The sequence below is a fragment of the Oceanipulchritudo coccoides genome, from assembly GCF_010500615.1.
Lineage (GTDB): Bacteria > Verrucomicrobiota > Verrucomicrobiia > Opitutales > Oceanipulchritudinaceae > Oceanipulchritudo > Oceanipulchritudo coccoides.
The window spans coordinates 587061-612981 of record NZ_JAAGNX010000001.1 but is presented as its reverse complement, the minus strand read 5'-3'; the positions used below and the strand labels follow the sequence as shown (position 1 = coordinate 612981).

The following is a 25921-nucleotide window of genomic DNA, read 5'->3' as shown; positions in this document are numbered from 1 at the left end:
ACTATGCTGGATGCACTAAAACACACACTCTATGCCGGACTCGGGGCAACCGTGGTCACGGTCGAGAAAATTGAAGCCGGTCTTCAGGACCTTGTCTCACGGGGAAAGATCTCTGCCGATGAGGCTCGCGAAACCGCCCGGAAGATATCCGAGGAGAGCAAAAAGGAATTCACAGAGGCTCGTAGCTCCTTGGAATCCATGTTCGAGGACTTGCTTAAAAAGGCGCCCGTCGCCCGCAGCAAGGATGTCGAGGAGATCAACAAGCGGCTCGATTCAATCCAGAAGGAATTGAAAAAGCTAAAATCCTCCGATTCCTGATTAGCGAGTGAACCTCCACTTGATAAGGGACGCTGTCCGGGCAAAGGAAATCGTCACCATCCTCCTGCGGTATCGCTTTGACCAGATACTCGAGAAGACCGATACCCCGGCCAGCTGGCTGACAAAGATTGTTCCCCCGGTTAACGAAAACCTCCCCATTTGGAGGCGTGTCCGCTTGGCCATTGAGGAACTCGGTCCGACTTTTATCAAGATCGGGCAAGTCCTGAGCACACGCCCGGATATCCTGCCGCGGGAACTCATCGAGGAACTGGAGGAATTGCAGGATCGGATCACCCCGCTCGGATTTGAAAAAATCCGCCCGGTCCTTGAAAAGGAGCTTGGCACCTCCATCAAAGAGGTTTTTTCGGAATTTGATGAGCAGCCAAAGGCCTCTGCATCGCTTGGACAAATCTACAAGGCGCAACTGCGGGACTCCGGCCAGGAGGTGGCTGTCAAAATCCAGAAACCGGGCCTTCGGAAGCCCATCAACACGGATCTGGAAATTCTCACTTGGCTGGTCAACCAAATCCACGAAAACGTCCCCACACTACAGCCTTTTGATCTGCCCCTGGTCCTTGAGGAGTTGAAAACAGGCCTGCTCAATGAACTGGATTTCACCGTGGAAGCCCGAAACGCCTCCGTTTTCAACTCGCTAAACCAGTTTCCTGAAAAGGTCTTCGCTCCGGACGTCCTCGAGGCATACTCAACTTCGCGACTCCTGGTCTGCGAGTGGATCGAGGGCGAAGCCCCCTCCCGGGCACAATTGAATGACGAGGAACGGCGCCAGATCGCCGAGACCGGGGGTCACTCCTTCTTTTCACAAATTGTCCTGACTGGTTTTTTCCACGGTGATCCCCATCCGGGCAATATTCTTGTTACCCCCGGGAAGCGCCTCTGCCTGCTTGACTGGGGTCTGGCAGGACAACTGACAACACGGATGCGATACGCTCTCATCGATCTGTTTTCAGCTTGCGGGAAACGGGATGCGGCCATGGTCACCCGGATCGCCCTGCGATTGGGCCGTCCTCCACGACGCATGCAGAGAACGCAGCTGGAAAAGGCTATCACAACTATTCTTTTCAAATATGATGCGGACCTGAAGCAGATGGAGAATATCGGCAAGGTCATCTTTGAGCTGATCTTTGTGTTTGGATCACACGGAATTCATGTGGCCCGCGATTACACCCTTCTCGCCAAGGCCATCATCTCCATCGAGCGCACCTCCACCGAGCTGGATCCGGACTTCAGCCTGGCCACGGTCGGGGAGCCCTACATCCGGAAATTGAATTGGGAACGATGGAATCCCAAGAACCTTTCCCGCCACCTCATCGGTGAATGGCGCGAAAAACTGACCCAGCTCAGCGAATTGCCACAGGACCTGCAGCGGATCCTTCACCAAGTCGAGGACGGGGATTTGGTCATTCCGTTGGAACACAAAGGCGTCAACCGGGCCACAAACACCATCCACCACGCTTTTAGCCGGCTTTCCCTCGCCGTCATTATCGGTTCCCTGATCATCGGGAGCTCCTTGGTCATCAATACCGGAACAAAGCCCCTCCTCTGGGGATATCCGGCTATCGGTATTGTCGGATACCTGCTCTCCGCGGCCATTGGGGCCTATGTGGCCTTTGATATCCTCCGAAGTGGAAGAAAGCATAAGCCTCATCACAATGAGTGAATTGGGTGCAATTATCAGTTCAGATTCAGTCTGGTGTTGACACCCAATTGCCCTAGTCTTCAAAACTTTAAGTGCATCCCATAAAAACCCTAAGTTACATTATTTGCCCCCAGAGATAGGAAAATTATCCCTCATCCGCCTATACTGTGACTTCGTCCTCATTTTAAATTAATATCTACCCAGAGAATCTCATGAACAAAAAAATCCTCTATGGACTGGCTGCCCTGGTATTGGGCTCCCCCCTGCAGGCACAGGACGAATCGGCTGTGCAGAAGGAAATCGAGAAAACACGGGAGGTTATTTCCCAGTATGTGAAGACACGTCAGGAAATAGCTCGCGTCAAAAACGAGTGGAAGTCCTACCAGGAGCTCACTCAGCGACGCATTGACCTCTACGAGCGCGAAATCCGCCAACTGACCGAAACGATTGACGCTGCGGAAAGCCAGACCACCCAGGCAGAGCGCGCGATCGCTGAAATCAAGGATGAAATCGCCACTTTGCGGGAAGCCAATGACATTGTCGGCAAGTCCCTTCCTGGTCTGGAAGACAAGATGCGTGAACTCTATCAATATTTTCCCCGGCCCTTGAAGAGCAAGGTCCAGCCGCTCGTGCAGCGCCTCGGCAAAAGCCGTCAGGCCTCAGACGGGATGGCAATCGTCATCGGCATCCTCAATGAGGTCGATAAGTTCAACTCGGAATTCAATTTTGATACCGACGAGAAGTCGCTCGACGGCGAAACCAAGCTTGTCGATGTCATCTACATCGGTTTGGCACAGGCCTACTACGCCGACAAGGAAGGCAAAATCGGAGGAATTGGTGTTCCTGCCGAGGGCGATTGGAAATGGACCGAGCGCAATGACTTGGCTCCACAAATCCGCAAGTCAGTCCAGTTTTACAACGGGGACATCAAGCCCGCCGAGCTGGTCGACCTCCCGGTCGAAATCCAAAAACTGACCATTGGTAACTAATTCCTCGAAGGAGACTTTAAAAATGAAAAAGATTGTAACACTTCTTTTGGTATTGGGTTCCTTGGGCCTCAATGCACAAAACACCCAGTCCTTCACCGCCGCCGCCAACGAGGCTGAGCAGCGCTTGGAAAAGGCTCTTGCTGAACTCGACCTGATCCAGGAGGAAATCAACACCACGCGCCCGAAACTGGGAGCTAAACTGGATGACGTGGAGTCAGAGGCTCTTCGCCTGCGCAGTGAGGCATCCAATGTGGCCCGTATCAAGGCAGGTTTTGACGTTGAAGTGAGCCAGCTCGGAAACGAACGGCAAAGTGTCATTGATAATAACAATTATATTCAATCGACTTTGCTCAATGAGTACATACGGCGCCTCGAGCTGACTATTGATCCATCCGAAATCCCACAGTACTCGGATGTCATCCGCCAGACACTGGCATTTCTGGAAACGGAAGAAGAGGTCGACGACACGACAATTTTCAAGAATCAACTCGAGATTGTCAGCATGTCCCTCGATCGCGTGGAAGACATCATCGGTGGAAACACATTTGAAGGGAACGCCATCGTCGATGGCACCCTCAAGGATGGTCAGTTTGCCCTCCTCGGCCCGGTATCCTACTTCACCGACGGAGCCGGCACGGTTGGAATCACCAATGGAATGATTGAGAACAAGGCCAACATCTATACCCTTAAGGGATATGGTGACAGCATTTCCGGTACAATCAGCAGTGGTTCCGGCAACCTCCCAATCGACACGACTGACGGTGAGGCCCTGGAAGGTATCACTCACGATATTACCCTCCTGCAGGAATTTGCCCTGGGCGGTTTTGTCATGTTCCCGATTCTCGGTCTCTTTATCCTCGCTATCCTGATCGCCATTTTCAAAGCCATTGAACTCTTCCGGGTCAAGGCAGCCAAGGCCAAGGATATCGATGTCATCCTTGACCATCTGCGAGCCGACAACTCCGATGCAGCCCTTGCCCACGCAAAGTCAGTGGGTGGTCCTGTTGGAGAAATGCTTTGTACAGCTGTTGAGAATGCTTCCGAAGACCGCGAGGTCATTGAGGAAGTCCTCTACGAAACGATCATCAAAACCCAGCCAAAACTGGAACGCTTGCTGGCTTTCATCGCCGTGGTAGCTGCCACAGCCCCTCTTTTGGGTCTGCTCGGTACGGTTACCGGTATGATCAAGACCTTCAAGTTGATCACGATTGTCGGCACGGGTGATGCGAGGAATCTCTCCTCCGGTATTTCCGAAGCCCTGATCACCACCAAATGGGGTCTGATCGTGGCTATCCCGACTCTTATCATGCACGCCCTCCTCAACCGCAAGGCGAAGGGTGTTGTTGGGAGCATGGAGCAATCCGCTGTCGGATTCATCAATGGCGTAGTCGAGATTCGTGGAGAATCCAAGGAGCAGGCCTAAGGAGTTTCCAATTGGATATAATCCAACCTAACCCGGAAACACTCTGATGGAAGATACCGCAACACTGGAACAGGCCGCTGCCGCCACACAAGGCGGTGGTATGTCAATCGGCGAGTTTATCTCATTCGTCTGGCAAACATGGGTCGAAGGAGGATGGCTGATGGTCCCTCTGGCGGGCCTTGCCCTGCTGATTTATTTCGAAGCAATGTCCCTCATTCTCCGTTTGGGCAAGGCGAAGGTCAAAAAGACCCCCCGCTCAATCTGGTCGGAGTGGTTGGATGATCCCTCCAAGGGATCCGGACATATTGGTGAAGTCATCCGCTTCGTTGTGGGTGATGGCATCGGATCGAGCAATGCCCTACTCAGGGTTGAAGCGGTCAAGTCCAAGCTTCTCCCGGATGTCAATTCCCGGATTGTCGTACTCAGTATCCTCGTCACCATCGCCCCCCTCATGGGTCTGCTGGGGACCGTCATCGGGATGCTGACCACTTTCCGTGGTCTTGCCACGGCCTCGGGACAAGCGGTTGATCTTGTGGCGGAGGGCATTCGTGTCGCTCTGATCACGACTCAGACCGGCCTCATGATTGCCATCCCAGGCTACATTTTTATCTCCATGGTGATTCGCAGCCGAAACACTTACCTGGCATTTCTGGCTGAGCTGGAAACAACAGTCGTGCAGCGCATCCACAAACTGGAGGACGCCAAATGAGTAAACGAGGAAGCATTCTTTCCGATGAAGCGGAAATGAGCGATATCAACATCTCCCCGATGATTGATATGGTCTTCATTCTCCTGATTTTCTTCATCGTGACCACGGTCTTTGTCCAGGAACCGGGTGTGGAGGTCCAACGCGAGTTTGCCATGTCCGCCCTCGATCTGGAAAAGAACTCTATCCTTATCGCAATCACCGATGATGGCGAAGTGGTCTATGGTGGATCGACAATCGGTATTGTTGGGGTTCGAGGCGTGGTAAAGCGTCTCACGGCCGACAACGAATCAATGCCCGTCATTCTTCAGGTAGACCGCGCCGCTCCAGCCGGAACAGTGATCAGAGTCATCGACGAAGCCAAATTGGCAAACCCTCCTTCCGTGGTCAGTATTTCCACTGAAGGCCAATAAGATTTCCCCAGCATGTCAGACAAAAAGAATAACCAGCCCCCGGATCTCAAGCAGGAGTTTCCTCGCTCTTTCCTGGTCGGCTTTCTCTTTATGGCTGCGGTCTTGCTAGCGCTTCCCATTAGTCAGCTCATTACAGAGTTCTCCTCGGGAAACCGCACTGAGATCAATGTCATCGACTACAAGCCGCCGCCCGTCATGGAGGAGCAGCAACCGCCGGATGACGATCAGGAGGAAGAGGAAATTGAAGAGATTGAACAAAACCGTGAGCCTCCGACCCTCGAACAGCTTGAGCTCTCCATGAGTGCCGATTTGTCCGGGTTCACCAGTTCGGACTTCACGGTTCCGACAATCAATATCGGTGACCAGCTGAGCGACATTATTTACGAGCTTGAAGACTTGACCCGCGCTCCGCGGCCAATCTCCCAGCGCGCCCCGACCTACCCGCCAGAGCTTCGGCGAGCTGGTATTTCCGGCACGGTCGTCCTCATGTTTATTGTGCGTGATGACGGCTCAACGAGTAACATCTCCGTCGAGCGCTCAGATAACCCCGCCTTTGAGGAGCCGGCCGTACGGGCCGTCCGCAAATGGCGTTTTGAACCTGGAGAAAAGGACGGAAAAGCTGTGAACACACGCGTCCGTATCCCCATTCCATTTAAATTTAACCGCTAAACCCTGGCATCAACCATCATTTGCCCATGAAACGAATCATCACACTTATCACCCTTGCAGCAGCGAGCCTTCCGGCAACTGCTCAGCAGCAAGTCATTTCAGTCGACACATCCCCGGCGAAGGCCTTTTACGCCACTGACGCCTGGAACAAGGCCTTTATGGGCTATTATGGCGTCGATTCCGGCACCGAACCCGGTGTCACCGAAGACACCGATGAACGGGAAGTCCTCGGTCAGATCCGTGAATTCCTGCAGAGTGGCTCCGATTCCGGTATCCGTTCGGCCACACAGGCCATCGCTACGCTAGTTCAGCAACAGCAGGCAAAGGGCGTCGCAACAAGCCCCATGATGCTGCAGATCGCCGGCACGCTGGAAATGCGCAATGCTGAAATTACAAATAATTACACCGAGAAGGCTCAGATCCTGCGCCGCTCGGAGGATTACCTGAGACGCGCAATCGAGGCCTTTCCAAATTTCCTCCGTGCGCACAAGAATCTCGCTAATCTCCTGTTCCGGAATGACCGCGCCGCTGAAGCGAAGAAGCACTTCATTAAGGCAGTTGAACTGGGCGACAAGGACGCCGTCACATACGGCTTGCTGGGCGCGATCTTCATGGAGGAGGGGAAGCTAATTTCCTCAGAGACAAGTCTGCGCAACAGCCTCATGATCAATCCGACCATTCTTGAGTTCAAGCAGTTGCTCGGAAATGTGCTTCTCCAGCAGGAGCGCTATGGCGAGGCCAAGGAAGTCTTTGCAGAACTGCTCCTGAAGCGCCCCAACGAAGTCAACTTCTGGATGGCGCAGTCCAATTGTTATATCGCTCTTGACCAGATTGATGAAGCAACGCGGAACTTGGAAATCGTCCGGTTCATGGGCAAGGCCAATGTGCCGTCCCTCATGCTGCTGGGTGATGTCTACATCAATAAGGAAATGATTGATGAAGCCACGGAAGTGTACCTCGAGGCGATCGCCCTTGATCCATCAGATGCAAACTTGAGCAATTTTATCCGCGCCTCCGAAACCCTTGGCAATTTTGCCGCCTACAGCCAGGCCATGTCGGTCATCACCAAGATCGACGGTAATTACAAGGATCGCCTTAGTGATGAGCAGGAAATCGAACTCCTGTCCCTGAAGTCGGAGATCAATATTTCCCTCGGCAAGGGCAAGGAAGCCGCAGGCAATCTTGAGGCCCTCCTCAAGAAGGATCCTTTCAATGCGCGGGCGCTCCTCAGCCTTGCTCGCTACTACAGCGACGCAGATATTGATGAAAGTCTCGAGGTTGAGCAACAGGACCTGCAACGGTCGCGCTACCAGCAGCAGGCGATTATCTACTATGAACGTGCGCAAAACCTTGACGACCAGACCTCTCAGGTCCGGGCCTTCATCGGTGAAGCCCAATTGCGGGTTCAACGCGATGAGCTCGAACTGGCCGCCGATCTGCTGGCTGATGCGCAGTCTATCCAATACCAGGACAACGTTCAGGCCTATCTGGACCAGATCCGCGCAGCACTTAAAAATCGCCGTCGTAGTTAATACGCGGACAAGCTTTTTTCAATCAGGCCGGATGGGGACTTCCCCATCCGGTCTTTTTTTGCCTGAATAAGCACAATGAAACTGCCCGCATACAGATGCAGTCGAATCCGCCTGCCGATAAGGGTTCTGCTGCTGGTTGCTGTCCTCATCTCGAGTGGATGCGGGCGAAAGGATGTGAAGACCGACGATGAGCCAGCCTTGACGGAGGTAATCCTGCAAACGGACTGGTTTCCCCAACCTGAGCACGGAGGCTTCTATCAGGCATTGGCCAAGGGATTCTATCTCGAGGAAGGTCTGGACGTGACGATTCTCCCAGGCGGCCCGAATGCCATGTCCACACAAAAGGTCCTCAAGGGAGATGCGCACTTTGCAATGAACCGGGCGGATACGATCTACAGCCTCGCCGCACGGGATGTCCCTGTTCTCATGGTCATGGCGACTCTGCAGCATGACCCGCAGGCACTCCTCATGCACGCCAGCAATCCAATCAATTCCTTTCATGACCTCAACGGCCGGCAGGTCATGGCAATCCCCGGGCTGACGTGGGTCAATTGGATCGAGGCAAAGTACGATATCAAGCTGGATATTATTCCGCATGATTTCGGGCTGGAGCGCTTCCTCAATGACGAGGAATTTGTCCAGCAGTGCCTCCTCACAAACGAACCGTACTACGTCAGGCGCGCTGGTGCGGAAGTGAAGGTCATGCCACTTAGGGAATCAGGGTTTGATCCCTATCATGGCATTTACTGCCTGCAGGCACTTGCCAAATCCCAGCCAGACTTGGTGAGACGATTTGTCCGTGCCTCCATTCGGGGCTGGGAAGATTACATTCTCAACGATCCTTCACCGGCCTTTGCCCTGATTTCCCGAAAAAACCCGAAAATGACACCAGACTTCATGGCTTATAGCTATACCACAATGAAGGAGCAGAATTTGGTCACGGGGACGGAATCTGACCCATTCACGATCGGGCAACTCGATCCCCTGCGCTTAAAGAGCCTTGCCGATGAGCTGGTCAGACTGGGTGTTATCGACCCGGAGAAGCGCTTGAAGACTGAAGACTGGGTAACCACCCGGTTTCTTCGCTAAGCCCGCGGATGCGCCTGCTGGTGGGCTTCCTTGAGACGTTTGAGCCCAACGTGTGTGTAGATCTGGGTTGTCGAAAGGCTGGCATGCCCAAGAAGTTCCTGGACCACCCGCATATCCGCGCCTGCATTCAGAAGATGAGTGGCAAAAGAATGCCGGATCTTATGCGGTGTGAGGTCGTCCGGTAACTCGGCATGCCGCAAGTACACCTTCATTCGCTTCTGAATCCAGTAGGCCGAGAGGCGCTGCCCGGCCAGATTGTGCAGGAGTGGATCAGCCCTGCCTTTCACGACCGCATGGGTTGTCTTGAATTCCTGCAGGAGCTTGGCCGCGTGCTCACCAATCGGGCAAATCCGCTCCTTGTTGCCTTTGCCAAGGACCTTGAGGCATTGGGATCGGCTGTCATAATTGCCCCAATTGGCCTGCACAGCCTCGCTGATGCGCAAGCCTGCACCGTAGAACAGTTCAAAAATCAAGGTGTCTCGATGGGCCGAAAAGGCATCTGTCTCGCCGGCCTTGAGCAAGGCCATTGGGCTATCAAGGAACCGGGCCATTTCCGTCTCAGTAAGAAACTTGGGGAGCGGTCGCCTGTACTTGGGAACGCTGATCCCGGCAACCGGGTTATGCTCGATTTCCCCGTGTTTGCGAAGATACCGAAAAAATGACCGGAAAGCCGACACGCGTAGGTGCAGGGTCCGCTTGGACGCACCGGACCGCTGGGCTTCAATAATGTAGGACCGCAGGGTCAGGGGGCCAACCAGCTGAAAAACATCCTTGGTCGCGTTTCCACTCGAACAAATGTAATGCAGAAGGCCCTCAAGAGCCTGCCGGTAGTTGCGGATCGTATAAAGGGAGTACCGGCGCTCTGACTCGAGAAATCTCAGAAAGCGATCAATCAGTGCCCTCTCGGCCTTTGGCAACTCCCCGGCTTCCACACGCGTTCCTAATCCAGCCCGAGAATCTTCCGACCCTCATCTGAAATCATATGGGGCGTCCACTGGGGGTCCCAGACAATATCAACTGTAGCTGATTCAACTGCCCCGAGAGCTTGGATTTTTGACTGTGCATCGGCGGCAATTGTCGGCCCCATCCCACACCCGGTGGCGGTAAGGGTCATCTTCACATCAATGTGGTAGCTCCCCGATTCGAGTTCATTCAGCTGTAGATCGTAAATGAGACCCAGGTCGACAATGTTGACCGGAATTTCCGGATCAAAACACTGGCGAAGGGCATCCCAGACGAGCTCTTCGGAAAAGGGGCCGTCGGTGTCACTCGGCGTTGCCTCCTTGAGAATATCGGAAACGAGTTCCGCCCCAAGGGCCTCGACATCTTCAAGGCCGATCCGGTAAAGGCCACCAGAATCCCTGAGGGTGACACTTCCACCAAGGGCCTGGCTAATAGTGTACGATTCACCAGCCAAGAGGTTGATCGGCTCCCCCGAAGGGATCCGGGTTGCCGGACAATCCCTCTCAAGGACAATTTCAGTTCCGTGTAATGCCATGGTTAAAGATGTAGCGATGGGTTAGTGAATTTTCAAGGAGTAAGGAAGAATGGCATACTGTCCGTAGGGATCATTCAGATTGCTCAGGTTCTGGACCTCGGTCTCGACATCGCGCCAGAGTGATTGCAGCGTGCCCGGTTTAGGGGCAACCGCCTTGGCCATCCCCGATTCCATCAATAACTCGGTGATTTTTTCTTCAAGCGTCAGCGCACGGGGACGCTCAATCACGGTGAAATCATCCCCGATACCGGCAAGGTCAGCGGCACGCTGGACAGCCGTTGTCAGGCCACCCAAATCATCGATAAGCCCGAGATCAATAGCTTGGGCTCCGGACCAGACACGCCCCTTGGCACGGGAGCGGACGTCCTCAACACTCATCTCCCGTCCGTTGGCGACGACATTGAGGAAATCCGTGTAGAAGCCTTTCGAAAGAGCACGAACTTGCCGCATTTCCTCCTCAGTCTTGGCACGACCAAGGGAGTAGGTCCCGGCGAAGGGATGAGTCTCAACTCCTTCAAAATTGACGGATAGCTTTTCTGCAAGCCCCTCGATATTCGGCAGCATGGTCACAACGCCGATTGAGCCAGTTATGGTTGAGGGAGAGGCATAAATATGCTCGCAGGGCGCCGAGATCATATAACCGGCGCTCGTCGCGATTCCACCCATTGAGGCCACAACCGGCTTCTTGTCATTTGTCAGCTCAATCTCCCGGACGAGTTTAAAGGAGGCCGTAGCGCTTCCTCCCGGGCTATTAACCCGCAGGACAACCGCCCTGACCGACTCGTCTTTCCGGACCTCCCTGAGATAGCGGATGAGCGGCTCCACGCCGAGCATTCCCTGGACACCTTCCCCGTCGACGAGGATTCCCTCGGCATAAATCACAGCGACCTTGTTTCCCGAGCCCATGATCAGGTCAAGATCCGGCAATGCCGATTGCGTATTTCTGATGTAATCCGTAAAAGCAAATTGGCGGAATGACTCCCGCTTCTTGTCGTAGGCGCTTTTTCCGGAAAGGTAATCAATAAATTCGTCTGAGCTCATCTGCTCATCGGCCAACCCGGAGGCGGGAATTTCCGGCCCAAAGAGAAGCAATTCACTCGAGACCAGATTATTGATAGCTTTCAATTCAAGTCCCCGGGATTCAGCAATATCTCCCGCGATAACAGTCCAGATATCATCAATCAATTCGCCCAGCTGTTCACGCTCAATATCCGACATTTCTCCCCGCTGAAAAGATTCAGCTGCCGACTTGTATTCCTCGAAGGCAACGACCTGAAGCCCGATCCCCAATCGCTCAAAGGCGTCGCCGAGATAAAGCCGCTCCGCACGCAAACCTCTGAAATCAAGCCCTCCGTAAGGGTTGCTGAAAATCTCAGTGGCCACCGACTTGATGTAGATGTCGCGCAAGGAATCCGTATTCAGGTAAGCCCAGACAGGCTTTTTGGAGGCAAAGGCCTGGATGGCCTGACGCAGCTCCCGCAAAGCAGCAAAACTGCCTCCATATCCATCACTGATGACATTGCCTTTGAGCAGGAGGCCGGAGATATCCGGATCATTCTGGGCGGTCTTCAATCCGTCCAACGCCTTGCGCAGGGAAATGCTGTGCAGGAGATCTCCCTCAATCGCTGCCCGGAGAATCTCTCCCGGATCCTCGTCCCTTGGCTTGTCGGTCAGGTTGAATCCGAGATCGAGGACAAGGACAGAATCTGCCTCGACAACTTTCGGGGCTGGCTGGAAGGCCACCCCGAGGATAGCAATGATCAGGAAAAGACCAAGGAACAGGATAAAGTAAGCGGTGACCAAGGCGGCCAGCCACTTCAAGACGCGTATGATGAAATCTGCCATAATGAAATAATTTCAGGACTAAAGTAATCAGAGAGAACCCACATTTTCAAATACGACGAGACAAATGGCAGCAAAAAGGAGAATAGCTCCAAGACTTCTGCGCCACAGGACCGGCCAGCCATGCCCGCGCTCCTGGTTTCCAAAATAGGGCCCGACCACAAGGACCAGGAAAACAGACCAGATTCCCCGGGAACTGTAGAAAATATTAATGGCAGTCGGATCCTTATATGTCGAAATGGTCCAGTTCAGGATATAAAACTGCACCACGATGAGCAGACTGCCGGCAATTAACCAGGGCCAGCAACGGCTCGACATCTTGAATAGGGAGTCCTTGAAGAATGGAATCAGGCCCATGCTGAGTCCGAATGTAATCACCTGCTGGAGCACGACAAAGCGTTGAAAACCAAAACGCTGCCCCCATCCGGCAATCAGGATATCCATCATCGCAAAGCTGGCGACGCTGAGTACGGAGAGGAAAATGGTCAGTCCAAGACGGTTTGTCGTTTTTCCCATGCCTGGATTCTGGCCCAGAAAAAAGACGCCGGTCCCGGCAAGGATTGCTCCGATCCACCACGTGAACGGGAGGACATTTCCCAGGATCAAGGTGGAAAAGAGGGCCACAAAAAGAACTTTACCCCCGAGAAGAGGAGTCGCGACCGAGACATCCCCCACCTTCAGGGCAGTCATTTGAAAGAGCCCGCCAAGAAATGCCACAACCCCTGCCGCGGCTGGCGCCCAGAGCAGGGAACGCTCAATGGGGGATGGGAAGAACCACCAAAGCGGCAACAAGGCGAAGAAGAAACAGGCGTTTGTGACGAAAGCGCTTCGCGTGATACCCGCTCCCTCGACTAGCCCACGCTTCAAGGATAGGCTGGCCAAGGCAAAGATAAAGGCGCAGATGAGAGGATTAAGATAATGAAATGGCATTTATGTTGCCCGGTTTTCAGCTGGTTGTCTTCCCGAGCATGAAGGATAAGGCATCCTCAAGGCCTTTAAATCGGAAATTGTGCCCAAGGTCCATCAGCTTTGTCGGCTGTACGGTCAAGTCAGCGAGCAGGGTCTCCTCCCCCATCTGGCCAAAGAGCGCCTTGACCACGATTGCAGGGAGAGGGAAAACGGTTGGGCGATGAAGAACAGATCCCAGGACCTTCCTGAATTGTCGCTGGCTCACTTGCTGCGGATGAACCGCGTTGACCCGGCCCTCCAATTGAGGATCCCGTAATGCCGCTGCGTACAAATCGAGCAGATCATCCATGGCAATCCATGAAAATCCCTGTGTCCCGTCTCCTACGGGGCCGCCCAATCCAATTTGAAATGCGGGTAGCATCTTTCCCAACGCACCGCCAAGCGGATCAAGGACAATGCCAGTCCGCATGCAAACGACGCGAATACCAGTAGTCTGGGCCTTAAGAGCTTCGGACTCCCACGCTTCGCAGACTTCCGAAAGAAAACCGTCGCCCCGGGAAGAATCCTCGGAGCGGGCCGAAGAACCAGTCTTGTAGTAATTGATACCCGATGCGGAAACCAGCACGGAAGGGGGATCGGAACAGGCAGCCATCCCTTCAACAAGGGTCCGTGTGCCATCAATCCGACTCTGGAGGATTCTTTCGCGTCTCTCCTTGGTCCAGCGTCCTCCAGCAATGTTTTCTCCCGCAAGATGAATGACTGCATGGCACCCTTCGAGCGCCTTTGGATCCACAAATCCCGCCGAGGGATCCCAACGAAAATTTCCCTCCCCTTCCGGGGTCCGGCTCAACCCACGGACTGTGTAGCCAAGCGTGCGAAGAAAGGGAACCAATCGCCTGCCAATCAATCCGCTGCTACCCGTCACAAGGACGACTTTCCCGCATCCTGGCAGCTCGTCCGGAAAGCGTTCGAGATCCTCACACATGCGTCGATGGCGGAATTTGAAAAGTTTCACGAGCTCGCCCCGGGCTAGATTGCGGAAAACCGGTATTGAACCAAGACCGAACGGAAGAGAATACGTCACATCGTCAACGAGCGTGGAAGCCCCGGGGCCGGACTCTTCAATACGGTGCTCATGTTGCCAATAAGCGAAGGGACCCGTTTCCTGTGTATCGACAAATCGATACGGCGGATCCACAGGGCCAAGCCGCGCAACCCATTTTAGCTTAATAAGACCTGCCTTCAGGAAAAACTCCGCCTTGGCCCCGTCCCGTGGTGAATCAGGAATGCCCACCGGGATAAGGTTTTGCCACGCTGGTGCCAGCCGTTCAAAAGCTCCCGGGGACATATGCCAGTCCCAGAGGCGCTGGCAGGATACGGACACGCTTACGGACTTTTTAAATTGTAGCTTCCTCACGAGAATAGCCCCTTTCCGGATGGATCTGCACGGACTTCTTTGGCCCGCTTGGAAATAGCGGCCTTCTTGCCTGAATTGAGCCGGTCCGCATTCCTGAATTGTAAGGAAAGGCGACGATTATCACCGAGGGACTCGCGTTTTTGTATCAGGAAATCCCAATACAAAGTCGTGAAGGGACATGCGCACTGGCCTGTCGATTCTGAGGGGTTGGCCGGGCAACTGTCACAGTAGTTGCTCATTCGCTGGATATACTTTCCCGAAGCGATATAGGGTTTTGAAGCCATGATGCCGCCGTCCCCATATTGAGACATGCCAAGTGTGTTCGGCAATTCAACCCATTCTACGGCATCCACGTAGGCGGCCAGATACCATTCATGCATGGCCTTCGGTTGCACACCGAGCAACAAGCCGTACAAGCCAGTCACCATCAATCGCTGGATATGGTGGGCATATCCAAATTCAAGTGTCTGCCCGATACTTTCCCTGAGGCAGGTGTAGGGTGTTTCAGCGGTCCAATAGAATTCGGGAAGGGACTCACCCGCTGCAAGGCCGTTCAATTCAAGATACTCGGGCATTTTCCACCAGTAAACTCCGCGTACATATTCACGCCATCCGAGGACTTGACGCACAAATCCCTCAACCGCATTCAATGGAGCCGCACCCGTTTCATAGGCTTTGACCGCTGCCCCGACAACTTCTCGTGGATTGAGCAGCTTGACGTTCAGGGAGGAGGAAATCAGCGAATGGTAAAGAAAGGGCTCGCCTGTCCACATTGCATCCTGAAACTTGCCGAACAGGGGAAGGCGATCCGAAATGAAGTCCTGCAGGACCTTGCGGGCATCCCGCGCTGTGACAGGCCAGGCAAATGAATCGAGCTTGCCCGGGTGCCTTGGAAAACGCTTTTCTACCAATTCCAAAACTCCCTGGGTGGTCTTGTCGGGCGGAAAACTCGTTGGGCCCGGCCGTTCCGGATCGGGCCCTGCCTTACCGAAGGCACCCCGGTTCTCCTTGTCGAAATTCCACTCTCCGCCGATCGGTTTTAAATCATCTGTCACCAGAATGCCATGACGCTTGCGCAACTCACGGTAATAATACTCAAGACGAATTGATTTCTTCCCTTCCGCCCATTCGCGAAAATTCTCAGGCGAGTCGAGAAAGTGACGGTCCTTGCGCACGTCAAGAGGGACGTCGGCCCTGTCACAGGTTTGCCGCAGCTCTTCAAGAATTCTCCATTCACCAGGTAATGTGCAAACCACTGCCTCAGGCGAAAGGCTTTCCAAATCCTTCGCCAGAAGACCGGCAAGGGATTCATCATCTTTCCCCAATTCATGGTAGATGAGGTTCCTCCCGGAGGCCTTTAAATCCTCAGAAAAGTGGCGCATTGAGGCAAAGAAAAAGGCGATCCGGTTCTTGTTCGACCAGACATGGCTGGCTTCCTTGAATGACTCAGCCATCCATACCCGGTCCTTCTTCGCATCAAAGCCATCAAAGGCCGAGGCGTCATGGTCCAGCTGGTCTCCAAAAACGACGACAAGATTTCTCACTGATTTTCCGGAGCTCAAGAATCCGCCTCTTTCAATTTTTGCAATGCCTCAAGAGCCCGCTCGCGCCCAGCCTTGTGATCAATGACCGGTGCCGGATAATCCTGTCCAATACGGCAATTGGCACGGATCTGTTCACCCTCCGACATCTCCCATGGACAATTGATATACTTGTCGGAGACCTGCGCTAACTCAGGAACATACTCGCGAATAAAATCCCCTTCCCCGTCAAATTTCTCCCCTTGGGTAATTGGATTGAAAATCCTGAAGTAGGGAGCAGCATCTGCTCCACATCCTCCGGCCCATTGCCAGCCAAGGGTGTTGCTGGCAAGATCCGCATCCACGAGTGTGTCCCAGAACCATTCTGCACCGTGCTCCCATGAGTGCAGCAGATGCTTCACAAGGAGTGAACCAACAATCATCCGCACCCGGTTATGCATCCAGCCAACTTTCCAGAGTTGTCGCATGCCAGCATCCACAATTGGATATCCCGTCATTCCTTTTTGCCATGCCTCCAGATGTGCCGGCTCATCAACCCAGGGAAATCGTTTATACTTGGGCTGCAAGGGTTTCTCCGGTGTATCAGGAAAATGATACAGAACATGATACGCAAATTCCCGCCAGATTAATTCCCTGTAGAAGGTCTTGAGCCCGGAACTCTCGGTCTGCTTGCGTACCGTCGCGGCAACTTCCCGCGGGCCGATTTGCCCGAAATGCAAATAAGGGGAAAGACGTGACGTACCGTCTTCGGAAGGGAAATCCCTGCCGGTATCGTAATGCTTCACAGGTGCCTTCAGGAAGGCCCCGAGTCTCCCCATCCCGCCTTTGCGGGTGGGATTCCAGAATTCATGGAAGCCTTTATCCCATGAAATCTCAGGAAGAAGTGAAAGGTCCTCAAGGCTCACTCCCTTGGGCCAGTCCTTTGGCACTTTCGGGCTCTTGGTGGTGCTCAAGGGTTCATGGTCAGGCATTTTGGCACAGGTCCGGGAGTACGGTGTGTAGACCTTGTAGGGATTGCCGGTCTGCGTCGAAACTTCCCATGGTTCCCGCAAGAGGCTCGCATTGCCGCTCCAGACCTCACAACCCTCTTCCTTCAAGCGACTCTTGATGCGGCCATCAATGCGCATCCTGTGTGGCTCGTAACAACGATTCCACAGAACCGATCTGGATCCAGTCTCCTTGAGCAACGCAAATAGTTCCGCTTCACTCTCACCCTGACGGTAGATCATACGCAAGCCGAACCGGGCCAACTGCTTTTCAACATCCTTCAACGCGTGGTGTAACCACCATTTTGAAGCGGCTCCAAGGCTCCACTTGCCAGCTTCTTTTTGCGCATGAATGTAGACAGGAATCACACCCTTTCCACTCTCCACAGCCCGAATCCAAGCAGGATTGTCTTCCAGGCGCAAATCCTGCCGGAACCATGCAATTACCTTTTCCACTCGAAAACTCTACCCGCACAGAGGCTTCACGACAAGTGCGGGATAAAAAAAGACCGCCTGCAGGTTACAGGCGGTCTCTCCAGATTCTTTGCGGTTAAATTTCCGCCTTAAAGGGGGCTGGTCTCCAGCTTGGCCGCCTTTTCCCGTGAAACCTCGGCCAGCGGTGTGCTCAGATAGCGCTCACTCGGACTTGCCGCCATGACGACAATCGTCTTCCCCTTGTTCTCCGGGCGCTTTCCTACTTGAATCGCCGCCCAGATAGTTGCTCCTGAGGAAATGCCCAGTGGAAGACCATCTGACAAAGAAACCGACCGCGCTGTCTCAAAAGCGTCCTCGTTCGACACTTGGATCACTTCGTCTATGATTTCCGTGTTTAAATTCTTTGGAATGAAGCCTGCCCCAATCCCCTGGATCTTGTGTGGGCCTGGCTTGCCCCCGCTGATTACAGGACTTGCCTCCGGCTCAATGGCAATCGAGACCAATTCAGGTTTGTGCTTCTTGAGTGATTCCGAAACGCCCGTGATCGTTCCTCCAGTCCCGACTCCGGCCATGAAAATGTCCACTGCCCCTTCCGTCGCTTCCCAGATTTCCGGTCCGGTCGTCTGGCGATGCACTTCCGGATTGGCCGGATTTTCAAACTGCCCCGGTCCATAGGCGGCCTCGCCGTGCTCAGCCATCAACTCCTGCGCCTTCGCAATTGCCCCCGGCATCCCCTTCGGACCGGGTGTCAGAACCAGCTCGGCTCCGAGCAGGTCCAACAGCACGCGTCGTTCCATCGACATCGTCTCAGGCATGGTTAAAATACAACGGTAGCCCTTCGAACGGCAGACAAAGGCCAGCCCAATCCCCGTGTTCCCGCTCGTCGGCTCAATCACGACTCCACCGGGCTTCAACGCACCCGATGCTTCGCCCGCCTCGATCATCGATTTCGCAATGCGGTCCTTCACACTCGAAAGCGGATTGAACCACTCGCACTTGACGTAAATGTCCGCCACACACCCTTCGGCTGACGCGTTTAACTTGATCAGCGGGGTCCCCCCGATCGTTCCCAATACCGATTCTGCTCTAATACTCATAGTCTTTTCCTTCTACAGATGTTTTTTAAATTATACTCAGCAACCTAGCATACATTTTTGATGCCTTCCAGAGTAAATTGGGAAAAAAACCAAAGATACCGGTGGGGGAGACCGAAAATCCCCGTAATCCGGGACAATATCAGCGTCTACGAGGACCGAAACTGCGAATCGGGGCGTTCCGGTTTACATTCGCGTTGCGAAGCCGGTAAATAATGCGGGCCTTGTCGATGTCCTTCGGGGTCATTTCCATCTTCACGGTGTCTCCCACAGTGATCTTGATGAAATGCTTCCGGAGCTTGCCGGAAATATGGGCAAGGACTTGGTGGCCATTCTTGAGTTCAACCCGGAACATGGTACCGGGAAGGACCGCGGCCACTTTCCCCTCAACTTCTACAACTTCAGATTCGGTCATATATTCGTGTGTGTGTCTATTTCGTTAAACGAAAGGGCATTCACGCTCAGTAACGGCCTTTAAGTCAAGAGTTAAAGGGCTCACGAATCGGGCATAAAAGGGGAATTCACTTGCCTGTAACCGAAAACCGGAATCCTAATCAAAACGACCGACTGGAACCGCACCCAACCGAGATGAAATCGACTGAACCGCCGCCCTGCCCCTTCGAGCCAATCCGGCCTTCTGAGCTCAACCGGGATGCCACATATTACATGGCGCACGCTTATAATGAGGCCTTGAAAGCATGGAAGGCCAATGAAGTTCCGGTCGGGGCCATTATTGAATTTGAAGGAGCCATCATCGCGCGGGCCTACAACCAGGTTGAATCGCTCAATGATCCGACCGCTCACGCCGAGGTCTTGGCAATCACCCAAGCCACCCAAATCATCAGTGACTGGAGGCTGAACGGCGCGACTTTGTATGTCACCAAGGAACCATGCCCGATGTGCTCGGGGGCGACAATCATGGCGCGCCTGTCCAAAGTGGTCTTCGCCGTTCCAGACCCCAAAATGGGATGCATGGGCGGGGCAGCTTCCGTCCATGAGCTGCCAAGGCTGAATCATCAGGTTGAGGTCAGCAGCGGAATCCTTGAAGCCGAGTGTAAAGCCGTTCTCCAAGCTTATTTTCAAAGAAAACGTTCGGGCAGTTGACGATGTTGTTGTGCTGGGGTTACTTAATTCTCATACTAATCTCAACCACAACACATTATGGCATACACATTACCTGAACTGGAATACGCTTACAACGCGCTTGAGCCGCACATTGATGCGCGGACGATGGAAATCCATCACTCAAAGCACCACAACGCCTACATCACAAATGTGAACAAGGCCCTGGCAGATGCGGGAATTGACGCACCGGAGTGCATTTCCGACCTGATCAGCAATATTGGCAAGCTCCCCGAGGCAGTGCAGACAGCCGTGCGCAACAATGGCGGAGGCCACGCTAACCACAGCCTCTTCTGGACGGTCATTTCACCAAACGGTGGCGGGGATCCTACAGGTGCCCTTAAGGACAAGATCGAATCAACCTTTGGTAGCTTCGATGAGTTCAAGAAGGCATTCGCTGCAGCAGCCGCGACCCGTTTCGGTTCAGGCTGGGCTTGGCTCATTGCCTATCCTGACGGTAGCCTGAAAGTGGCCAGCACGCCAAACCAGGACAACCCGGAAATGGGTGAAATCTACGGCTACTGCGGTGGAACACCCATCCTCGGACTGGACGTCTGGGAACACGCCTACTACTTGAATTACCAGAACCGTCGCCCAGACTACATCTCCGCTTTCTGGAATGTCGTCAACTGGGACAAGGTAAGTGATTACTACGGAAAAGTCACTGCCTGAGCAGAGCATCCCTGAGCTTTAGATACGAAAGCGCCCGTCCTCAATGGCCGGGCGCTTTTTTGTGTCACAGGCCTCTGGCCTGTTAATCATATCCTCAGCTGATTCGAGAGCTAACCACAGGCCGGAGGCCTGTGACACAAAAAAAGCCCCGGTACCGTTTTCACGATACCGGGGCTTGCCTTAAATCAGTCTAGTCTGGTTTGGTAAAGAGACCTGGACAGGCAAAGATTACATCATGCCGCCCATGCCGCCCATGCCACCCATACCGCCCATGCCACCCATGTCAGGGGCACCACCGCCGGACTTTTCTTCCGGCAGGTCGGTAATGATTGCTTCCGTGGTGAGCAGGAGACCGGAAATTGAGGCCGCGTACTGAAGCGCACTGCGGGTCACCTTGGCCGGATCAACAACGCCAGCCTTGATGAGGTCTTCGTACTTCTCGGTCGCGACGTTGTAGCCCATGTTACCCTTTAGATCGAGCACGTGCTGGACAACGAGGCTGCCTTCAACACCAGCATTCTGGCACAGCTGACGCAGCGGGTACTCAAGCGACTTGAAGACGATGGAAGCACCAATTGCTTCGTCACCTTCGAGCTTGAGGTCTTCCACGATGCTGCGGATCCGGAGTAGCGCAACGCCACCTCCAGGAACAATTCCTTCTTCCACGGCGGCGCGGGTCGCATGCAAAGCGTCTTCCACACGAGCCTTCTTTTCCTTCATTTCCGGCTCGGTTGAGGCACCGACATTGATCACGGCAACACCACCAGCCAACTTGGCGAGGCGCTCCTGCAGCTTTTCGCGGTCGTAATCGGAAGAAGTCTCTTCGATCTGACGGCGAATCTGCTTAACGCGGCCCTGAATATCGGAAGCAGTACCAGCACCTTCGACGATGGTGGTGTTCTCCTTGTCAACAGTCACGCGCTTGGCACGGCCGAGATCGGTCAACTCAAGGTTTTCAAGCTTGATTCCAAGATCATCAGTGATGCAACGGCCACCAGTCAGGACGGCAATGTCTTCCAACATGGCCTTGCGACGGTCACCGAATCCGGGAGCCTTCACAGCACACACGTTCAACATGCCACGGAGCTTGTTGACCACGAGGGTCGCCAGCGCTTCACCTTCTACATCCTCAGCGATAAGGAGGAAAGGCTTGCCGCTCTGGGCAATCTTCTGGAGAAGCGGGAGAAGGTCATTCAAATTGGTGATCTTCTTCTCATGAATAAGGATGTAGGCATCCTCGAGAATGGCTTCCATTGCTTCCTGGTCGGTCGCGAAGTAAGGGCTGAGGTAGCCCTTGTCGAACTGCATACCTTCGACAACGTCGAGGGTTGTTTCGATGCCCTTGGCTTCCTCGACGGTGATTGTTCCGTCCTTGCCGACCTTGTCCATCGCGTCTGCGATAATGGAACCAATTTCCTCTTCCCAGTTGGCGGATACAGTCGCCACGTTCTTGACCGCTTCACGGTCGGTCACAGGAATACTCATCGCACCAATGGCCTTCACGGCGGCAGCGACAGCCTTGTCGATACCGCGCTTCAGGTAAACCGGATTGGCTCCGGCGGAAACGTTCTTCAAGCCTTCGCGGTAGATCGCTTCAGCCAGGACTGTGGCAGTCGTCGTGCCATCACCAGCGATGTCGCTGGTCTTGGTGGCGACTTCCTTCACCATCTGGGCACCCATGTTTTCATAGGGATCAGGAAGCTCGATTTCCTTGGCCACGGACACACCGTCCTTGGTCACGGTCGGGCTACCGAACTTCTTGTCGATAACCACATTGCGGCCCTTGGGGCCGAGTGTTACTTTAACGGCGCGGGCAAGTGTTTCCACTCCCTTGAGGAGCTTTCTGCGCGCGGCTTCGTCGAATAGGATTTGTTTAGCCATAATAATTAAATTGTTGAATCGTTAATAATTGAATGAGACGGCAACCGCCTTAGGCAATGACTCCGAGGATATCATCTTCACGCAGGATGGTGTATTCCACATCGTCATACTTGACCTGTGTCCCGCCGTACTTGCTGATGATGACCGTGTCACCTACTTTGACGGAGAATTCGTACTTCTCGCCATCCTTCTTCCCGTTACCCAGGGCAAGGACTTCGGCCGTGGTCGGCTTTTCCTTGGCTGAATCAGGGATGATGATCCCGCCTTTGACTTCTTCCTCAACGGAAACGGTCTTTACAAGAACGCGATCTCCGAGAGGTGTGATTTTGACTTTGTTTTTTGCCATTTTGTATCGATTTTTTGATGTTTAAATAAGAGTCAGTTTGTTCACATAAACAATCCGGACACCTGCACTGGAGCGCGAGTGGACGGATCGAAAGAGTTTATTTTTTGCCGTCCTCGACATCCTCAACTTCAGCATCAACGACATTGTCGTCGCTTGCCGGGGAAGAAGCCTCCGAAGAAGAGCCCGCGTCAGCTCCCGGCTGAGGACCCGCCGCTCCGGCATCAGCACCACCGGCTGCGGCCTGCTCCTGGTAGAGCTTGGCAACCGCCTGCTGCATTTCCTCACTGTTGTTGATTTTATCCAAGGCAGCTTTCATGCGTTCGGCCTCACCAGACTCGAGTGCTTTCTTGCCCTCATCAACAAGCTCCTGGATCAGTTTCTTGTCGCTGTCGGCAAACTTGTCACCACTTTCCTTGATGAGTTTCTCCGTTGAGAAGACAACGGTATCGAGCTGGTTACGCGTCTCCGCGATTTCCTTGGCCTTGCGATCCGTCTCGGCATTCTTCTCAGCATCCTCCTTCATCTTGTTGACCTCATCTTCACTGAGGCCGGAAGCGTTTGTAATGGAAATCTTCTGCTCCTTGCCAGTCCCCTTGTCGGTTGCCGAGACGTGAAGGATGCCGTTGGCATCAATATCGAAGGTCACCTCGATTTGCGGAACGCCACGAGGTGCCCCGGGAATACCATCAAGCCGGAAATTACCAAGCAGCTTGTTGTCATTGGCCATCGGGCGCTCGCCTTGGAGCACCTTGATGTCAACAGCCGTCTGCTGGTCGGCGTAAGTTGAAAAGATCTGCGACTTTTTGGTCGGGATGGTCGTGTTACGCTCAATCATCGCCGTGGCCACCCCGCCTGCAGTTTCAATGGCAAGGGTCAGCGGCGTCACATCAAGGAGGAGAACATCCTTCACGTCGCCAGCGAGCACCGCTCCCTGAATGGCCGCGCCAATGGCAACCACCTCATCCGGGTTCACACCCTTGTTGGGTTCCTTGCCGGCGAGTGTGCGAGAGGTCTCGATGACCTTCGGCATACGGGTCATGCCACCGACCAGAACCAGATTATTGATATCACCAGCACTCAGGCCTGCATCCTTCAAACAAGCTTTGAAGGGTCCGACAGTACGCTCGAACAAGTGATCGGTGATCTGCTCGATCTTGCTCCGGGTCAGCTGCACGTTCAGGTGCTTTGGACCGGAGGAGTCAGCTGTGATAAAGGGAAGATTAATATCAGTCGACTGGGAGGAGCTGAGGGCAATCTTAGCCTTTTCCGCTTCTTCCTTCAGGCGCTGCAGGGCCATTTTATCCTGACGCAGGTCAACTCCGTTCTCCTTCGCGAAATCGTCAACCAACCACTGAATGATGGCGTTGTCCCAATTGTCTCCACCAAGATGGGTGTCACCGTTGGTCGCCTTGACCTCAAAAACCCCATCACCAATTTCAAGAATGGAAATATCAAATGTACCACCACCGAGGTCATACACAGCAATTGTTTCCTCATTCTTCTTGTCCAAGCCGAAAGCCAAAGATGCGGCAGTCGGCTCATTGATGATTCGAAGCACTTCCAGACCGGCAATTGTTCCGGCGTCCTTGGTTGCCTGGCGCTCGGAGTCATTAAAATAAGCAGGAACAGTAATTACCGCCTGGGTCACCGGCTCTCCAAGGTACGCTTCCGCGTCAGCCTTGAGCTTAGCGAGCACCATCGAGCTGATCTGCTCGGGCGGGTAAGACTTTTTCTCACCACCTTCAATAACCTCGATCCACGCGTCCCCGTTCTTTCCTTCGATCACTTTAAACGGCATGTTCGCCGCTTCTTCTGATATCTCAGTAAACTTACGCCCAATCAGACGCTTAGCCGAGAAAATCGTGTTTTCCGGATTGGTGACTGCCTGCCGTTTAGCGGCTTGCCCCACGAGGCGCTCACCATTCTTGGCGAAAGCCACCACAGAGGGAGTTGTCCGGGCTCCTTCACTGTTTGGGATCACCGTTGGCTCACCGCCCTCCATGATCGCCATGCAGGAGTTTGTCGTTCCTAAATCAATTCCTAAAATTTTACCCATATCGGCTAACCCAATCGCACCTATTGTGCCAGATCTGTTATTTAAACCCTAACCATCTATTTATCAGTATTTTATGGATTATTAGGTACATTTTAGAGATGCACTCCAGCCCGTATCCTGTCCCGCCTTGTCACACCTTCTGTCACACTTTGGGCTTCCGATGTCCCACCTGTGACAGGCATCCGGAGCCCCGCCCGGCACACCTGAATTTAAGGTGCCTGCCGACTTGCCAAGCTGGCGACCCTTGCCTTCCTTGAAGCTCATGGAGGACAACATTTTCCCGAGGAAGAAAAAGAAAAAGGTCGATATGGAAGCCCTGAATTCGCCCCTCAAGCGGATTCCGGGGATGGACCTGCCCAGTGTGCGTGACCTCCTTGATCTCGGTATACAGGAAATAGAGGAGCTCAACGGGCGTTCCCCGGAGGCTCTTTTCGAGGACATCCTGAACCTCCGTGAGCAAACCCCTGCCGACCGCCTCCATTATTTACGTCTGGCGGTCTATTTCGCTGAATCGGACGATCCCGATCCGAAGCTGTTACAAGCATGGAAATGGGCCGACGAAGGTTCCATACTCTAGTTGCACGATCCACAATCGTCGTTTAAACTGCCGCATGGAGCTTTCCGAAGACATCGATATTCCCGAAATCATTCCGGTCATGACCCTGCGTGACACGGTTTTGTTTCCGCACGCCGTCATGCCACTCTTCATTTTTGAACAGCGCTACCGGGAGATGATTGCCGATATCCTGAAGTCGCACCGTCTCTTCGCGATATTCAATGAAGACACCGACTCCGAGACCGAAGGACAGGAAGAGCCACCTGCAAAAATGGGAACCGTGGGAGTCGTCCGGGCGGCACACCAAAATCCGGACGGCACCTCAAACCTGGCCCTTCAGGGCATCATCCGGGTCCGGCTACTGGAAGTCGTGCAGGAGTCTCCTTACCGGTTGGTCCGGATTGAAACCTGCCCATGCGAGGAAAGCGACGAAGACAATGATTCCTATTCCATAAACAGGAACCAGATCCTTTCACATCTTGAAAAGCAACCGGAGCTGACACGCGGACTTCCCGAGGAGTATGTCCAGTTTCTTCAGTCACTGGAACAAACGGGGCCGTTTATCGATGTCGCTATACACTCGATCTGCCATGATCCTGCAATCAAGCAGCGACTTCTGGAGACCCTTTCCCTCGGCCATCGGTATGAAATTTTTGAACAGTTCCTCATCAAGGAGGAAGCTCGCCTCGACCTCTTTGACAAGCTTCAGGGATCGACGCGGGACGACGAGATTGAGCTGAATTAATGGCCGGATTTTAGCAATTTCTTCA

25 protein-coding genes are annotated in these 25921 nt (G+C 53.7%); 13 read left to right on the top strand and 12 right to left on the bottom strand.

The genetic code is table 11. From position 1 onward, the window contains the following. The first annotated feature begins 3 nt into the window (after positions 1 to 3). The 9 genes from G0Q06_RS02405 (at position 4) to G0Q06_RS02365 (ending at position 8796) form a co-directional block, all read left to right on the top strand. Positions 4 to 318 carry a phasin family protein gene (locus G0Q06_RS02405; protein WP_163962101.1) on the top strand — a complete coding sequence of 105 codons (315 nt, stop codon included), beginning with the start codon at positions 4 to 6 and terminating at the stop codon, positions 316 to 318. A gap of 7 nt (positions 319 to 325) precedes the next feature. Then, positions 326 to 1996 (top strand): AarF/UbiB family protein, encoded by a 1671-nt coding sequence (locus G0Q06_RS02400; RefSeq protein WP_163962099.1) that lies wholly within the window; start codon positions 326 to 328, stop codon positions 1994 to 1996. Positions 1997 to 2187: 191 nt separating this feature from the next. Continuing rightward, complete coding sequence (locus tag G0Q06_RS02395) at positions 2188 to 2964, top strand: DUF3450 family protein (protein WP_163962097.1); 777 nt, start codon at positions 2188 to 2190, stop codon at positions 2962 to 2964. Between the two features lie 22 nt (positions 2965 to 2986). Continuing rightward, entirely contained in the window at positions 2987 to 4387 is a 1401-nt protein-coding gene (locus G0Q06_RS02390) for a MotA/TolQ/ExbB proton channel family protein (protein ID WP_163962095.1), read from the top strand. Between the two features lie 46 nt (positions 4388 to 4433). Next, entirely contained in the window at positions 4434 to 5096 is a 663-nt protein-coding gene (locus G0Q06_RS02385) for a MotA/TolQ/ExbB proton channel family protein (RefSeq protein ID WP_163962093.1), read from the top strand. Beyond that, complete coding sequence (locus tag G0Q06_RS02380) at positions 5093 to 5506, top strand: ExbD/TolR family protein (protein WP_163962091.1); 414 nt, start codon at positions 5093 to 5095, stop codon at positions 5504 to 5506. Before G0Q06_RS02385 ends, G0Q06_RS02380 begins: the two co-directional genes overlap by 4 nt. Positions 5507 to 5518: 12 nt before the next feature. Continuing rightward, positions 5519 to 6175 carry an energy transducer TonB gene (locus G0Q06_RS02375; RefSeq protein ID WP_163962089.1) on the top strand — a complete coding sequence of 219 codons (657 nt, stop codon included), beginning with the start codon at positions 5519 to 5521 and terminating at the stop codon, positions 6173 to 6175. Positions 6176 to 6201: 26 nt separating this feature from the next. Then, on the top strand, positions 6202 to 7707 hold the full coding sequence (locus G0Q06_RS02370; RefSeq protein WP_163962087.1) for a tetratricopeptide repeat protein: 1506 nt from the start codon (positions 6202 to 6204) through the stop codon (positions 7705 to 7707). Between the two features lie 75 nt (positions 7708 to 7782). Then, on the top strand, positions 7783 to 8796 hold the full coding sequence (locus G0Q06_RS02365; protein WP_163962085.1) for an ABC transporter substrate-binding protein: 1014 nt from the start codon (positions 7783 to 7785) through the stop codon (positions 8794 to 8796). On the opposite strand, the gene G0Q06_RS02360 is transcribed toward G0Q06_RS02365, so the two are convergent. The 9 genes from G0Q06_RS02360 to infA all read right to left on the bottom strand — a co-directional run bounded on the left by G0Q06_RS02360 (position 8793) and on the right by infA (position 18933). Further along, complete coding sequence (locus G0Q06_RS02360) at positions 8793 to 9728, bottom strand: tyrosine-type recombinase/integrase (RefSeq protein WP_163962083.1); 936 nt, start codon at positions 9726 to 9728, stop codon at positions 8793 to 8795. The genes G0Q06_RS02365 and G0Q06_RS02360 overlap by 4 nt on opposite strands. Before the next feature lie 8 nt (positions 9729 to 9736). Next, positions 9737 to 10294, bottom strand: coding sequence for an iron-sulfur cluster assembly protein (locus G0Q06_RS02355; protein ID WP_163962081.1), 558 nt, complete (start codon positions 10292 to 10294; stop codon positions 9737 to 9739). Between the two features lie 21 nt (positions 10295 to 10315). Further along, positions 10316 to 12139, bottom strand: coding sequence for a signal peptide peptidase SppA (sppA, locus tag G0Q06_RS02350; RefSeq protein ID WP_163962079.1), 1824 nt, complete (start codon positions 12137 to 12139; stop codon positions 10316 to 10318). A gap of 27 nt (positions 12140 to 12166) precedes the next feature. Next, positions 12167 to 13066, bottom strand: coding sequence for a DMT family transporter (locus G0Q06_RS02345; RefSeq protein ID WP_163962077.1), 900 nt, complete (start codon positions 13064 to 13066; stop codon positions 12167 to 12169). 16 nt (positions 13067 to 13082) lie between these two features. After that, positions 13083 to 14429 carry a TIGR01777 family oxidoreductase gene (locus tag G0Q06_RS02340; RefSeq protein WP_163962075.1) on the bottom strand — a complete coding sequence of 449 codons (1347 nt, stop codon included), beginning with the start codon at positions 14427 to 14429 and terminating at the stop codon, positions 13083 to 13085. 29 nt (positions 14430 to 14458) lie between these two features. Further along, positions 14459 to 16006, bottom strand: a complete 1548-nt coding sequence (locus G0Q06_RS02335; protein WP_163962073.1) for a cryptochrome/photolyase family protein — start codon at positions 16004 to 16006, stop codon at positions 14459 to 14461. Positions 16007 to 16020: 14 nt separating this feature from the next. Further along, the gene (locus G0Q06_RS14665) at positions 16021 to 17445 is read right to left on the bottom strand and encodes an FAD-binding domain-containing protein (protein WP_163962071.1); all 1425 of its coding nucleotides are present in this window, start codon (positions 17443 to 17445) and stop codon (positions 16021 to 16023) included. 107 nt (positions 17446 to 17552) lie between these two features. After that, complete coding sequence (gene cysK / locus G0Q06_RS02325; protein ID WP_163962069.1) at positions 17553 to 18521, bottom strand: cysteine synthase A; 969 nt, start codon at positions 18519 to 18521, stop codon at positions 17553 to 17555. Between the two features lie 139 nt (positions 18522 to 18660). Next, positions 18661 to 18933 carry a translation initiation factor IF-1 gene (infA, locus tag G0Q06_RS02320; protein ID WP_163962068.1) on the bottom strand — a complete coding sequence of 91 codons (273 nt, stop codon included), beginning with the start codon at positions 18931 to 18933 and terminating at the stop codon, positions 18661 to 18663. A 173-nt stretch (positions 18934 to 19106) separates the two neighbouring features. Here infA and G0Q06_RS02315 point away from each other — a divergent pair, with 173 nt between their 5' ends. Then, complete coding sequence (locus G0Q06_RS02315; protein ID WP_163962067.1) at positions 19107 to 19622, top strand: nucleoside deaminase; 516 nt, start codon at positions 19107 to 19109, stop codon at positions 19620 to 19622. 57 nt (positions 19623 to 19679) lie between these two features. Continuing rightward, the gene (locus G0Q06_RS02310; RefSeq protein ID WP_163962065.1) at positions 19680 to 20312 is read left to right on the top strand and encodes a superoxide dismutase; all 633 of its coding nucleotides are present in this window, start codon (positions 19680 to 19682) and stop codon (positions 20310 to 20312) included. A gap of 228 nt (positions 20313 to 20540) precedes the next feature. On the opposite strand, the gene groL is transcribed toward G0Q06_RS02310, so the two are convergent. The 3 genes from groL to dnaK form a co-directional block, all read right to left on the bottom strand. After that, the gene (groL, locus tag G0Q06_RS02305; protein ID WP_163963302.1) at positions 20541 to 22196 is read right to left on the bottom strand and encodes a chaperonin GroEL; all 1656 of its coding nucleotides are present in this window, start codon (positions 22194 to 22196) and stop codon (positions 20541 to 20543) included. A 46-nt stretch (positions 22197 to 22242) separates the two neighbouring features. Next, the gene (locus G0Q06_RS02300; protein ID WP_163962063.1) at positions 22243 to 22539 is read right to left on the bottom strand and encodes a co-chaperone GroES; all 297 of its coding nucleotides are present in this window, start codon (positions 22537 to 22539) and stop codon (positions 22243 to 22245) included. Positions 22540 to 22636: 97 nt separating this feature from the next. Further along, positions 22637 to 24595, bottom strand: coding sequence for a molecular chaperone DnaK (gene dnaK, locus G0Q06_RS02295; RefSeq protein WP_163962061.1), 1959 nt, complete (start codon positions 24593 to 24595; stop codon positions 22637 to 22639). 244 nt (positions 24596 to 24839) lie between these two features. Here dnaK and G0Q06_RS02290 point away from each other — a divergent pair, with 244 nt between their 5' ends. Then, the gene (locus G0Q06_RS02290; RefSeq protein WP_238710212.1) at positions 24840 to 25172 is read left to right on the top strand and encodes a helix-hairpin-helix domain-containing protein; all 333 of its coding nucleotides are present in this window, start codon (positions 24840 to 24842) and stop codon (positions 25170 to 25172) included. Positions 25173 to 25206: 34 nt separating this feature from the next. Beyond that, positions 25207 to 25896: an LON peptidase substrate-binding domain-containing protein gene (locus tag G0Q06_RS02285; RefSeq protein ID WP_163962057.1), complete on the top strand. Its 690-nt coding sequence runs from the start codon at positions 25207 to 25209 to the stop codon at positions 25894 to 25896. The last annotated feature ends 25 nt before the right edge of the window (positions 25897 to 25921 follow it).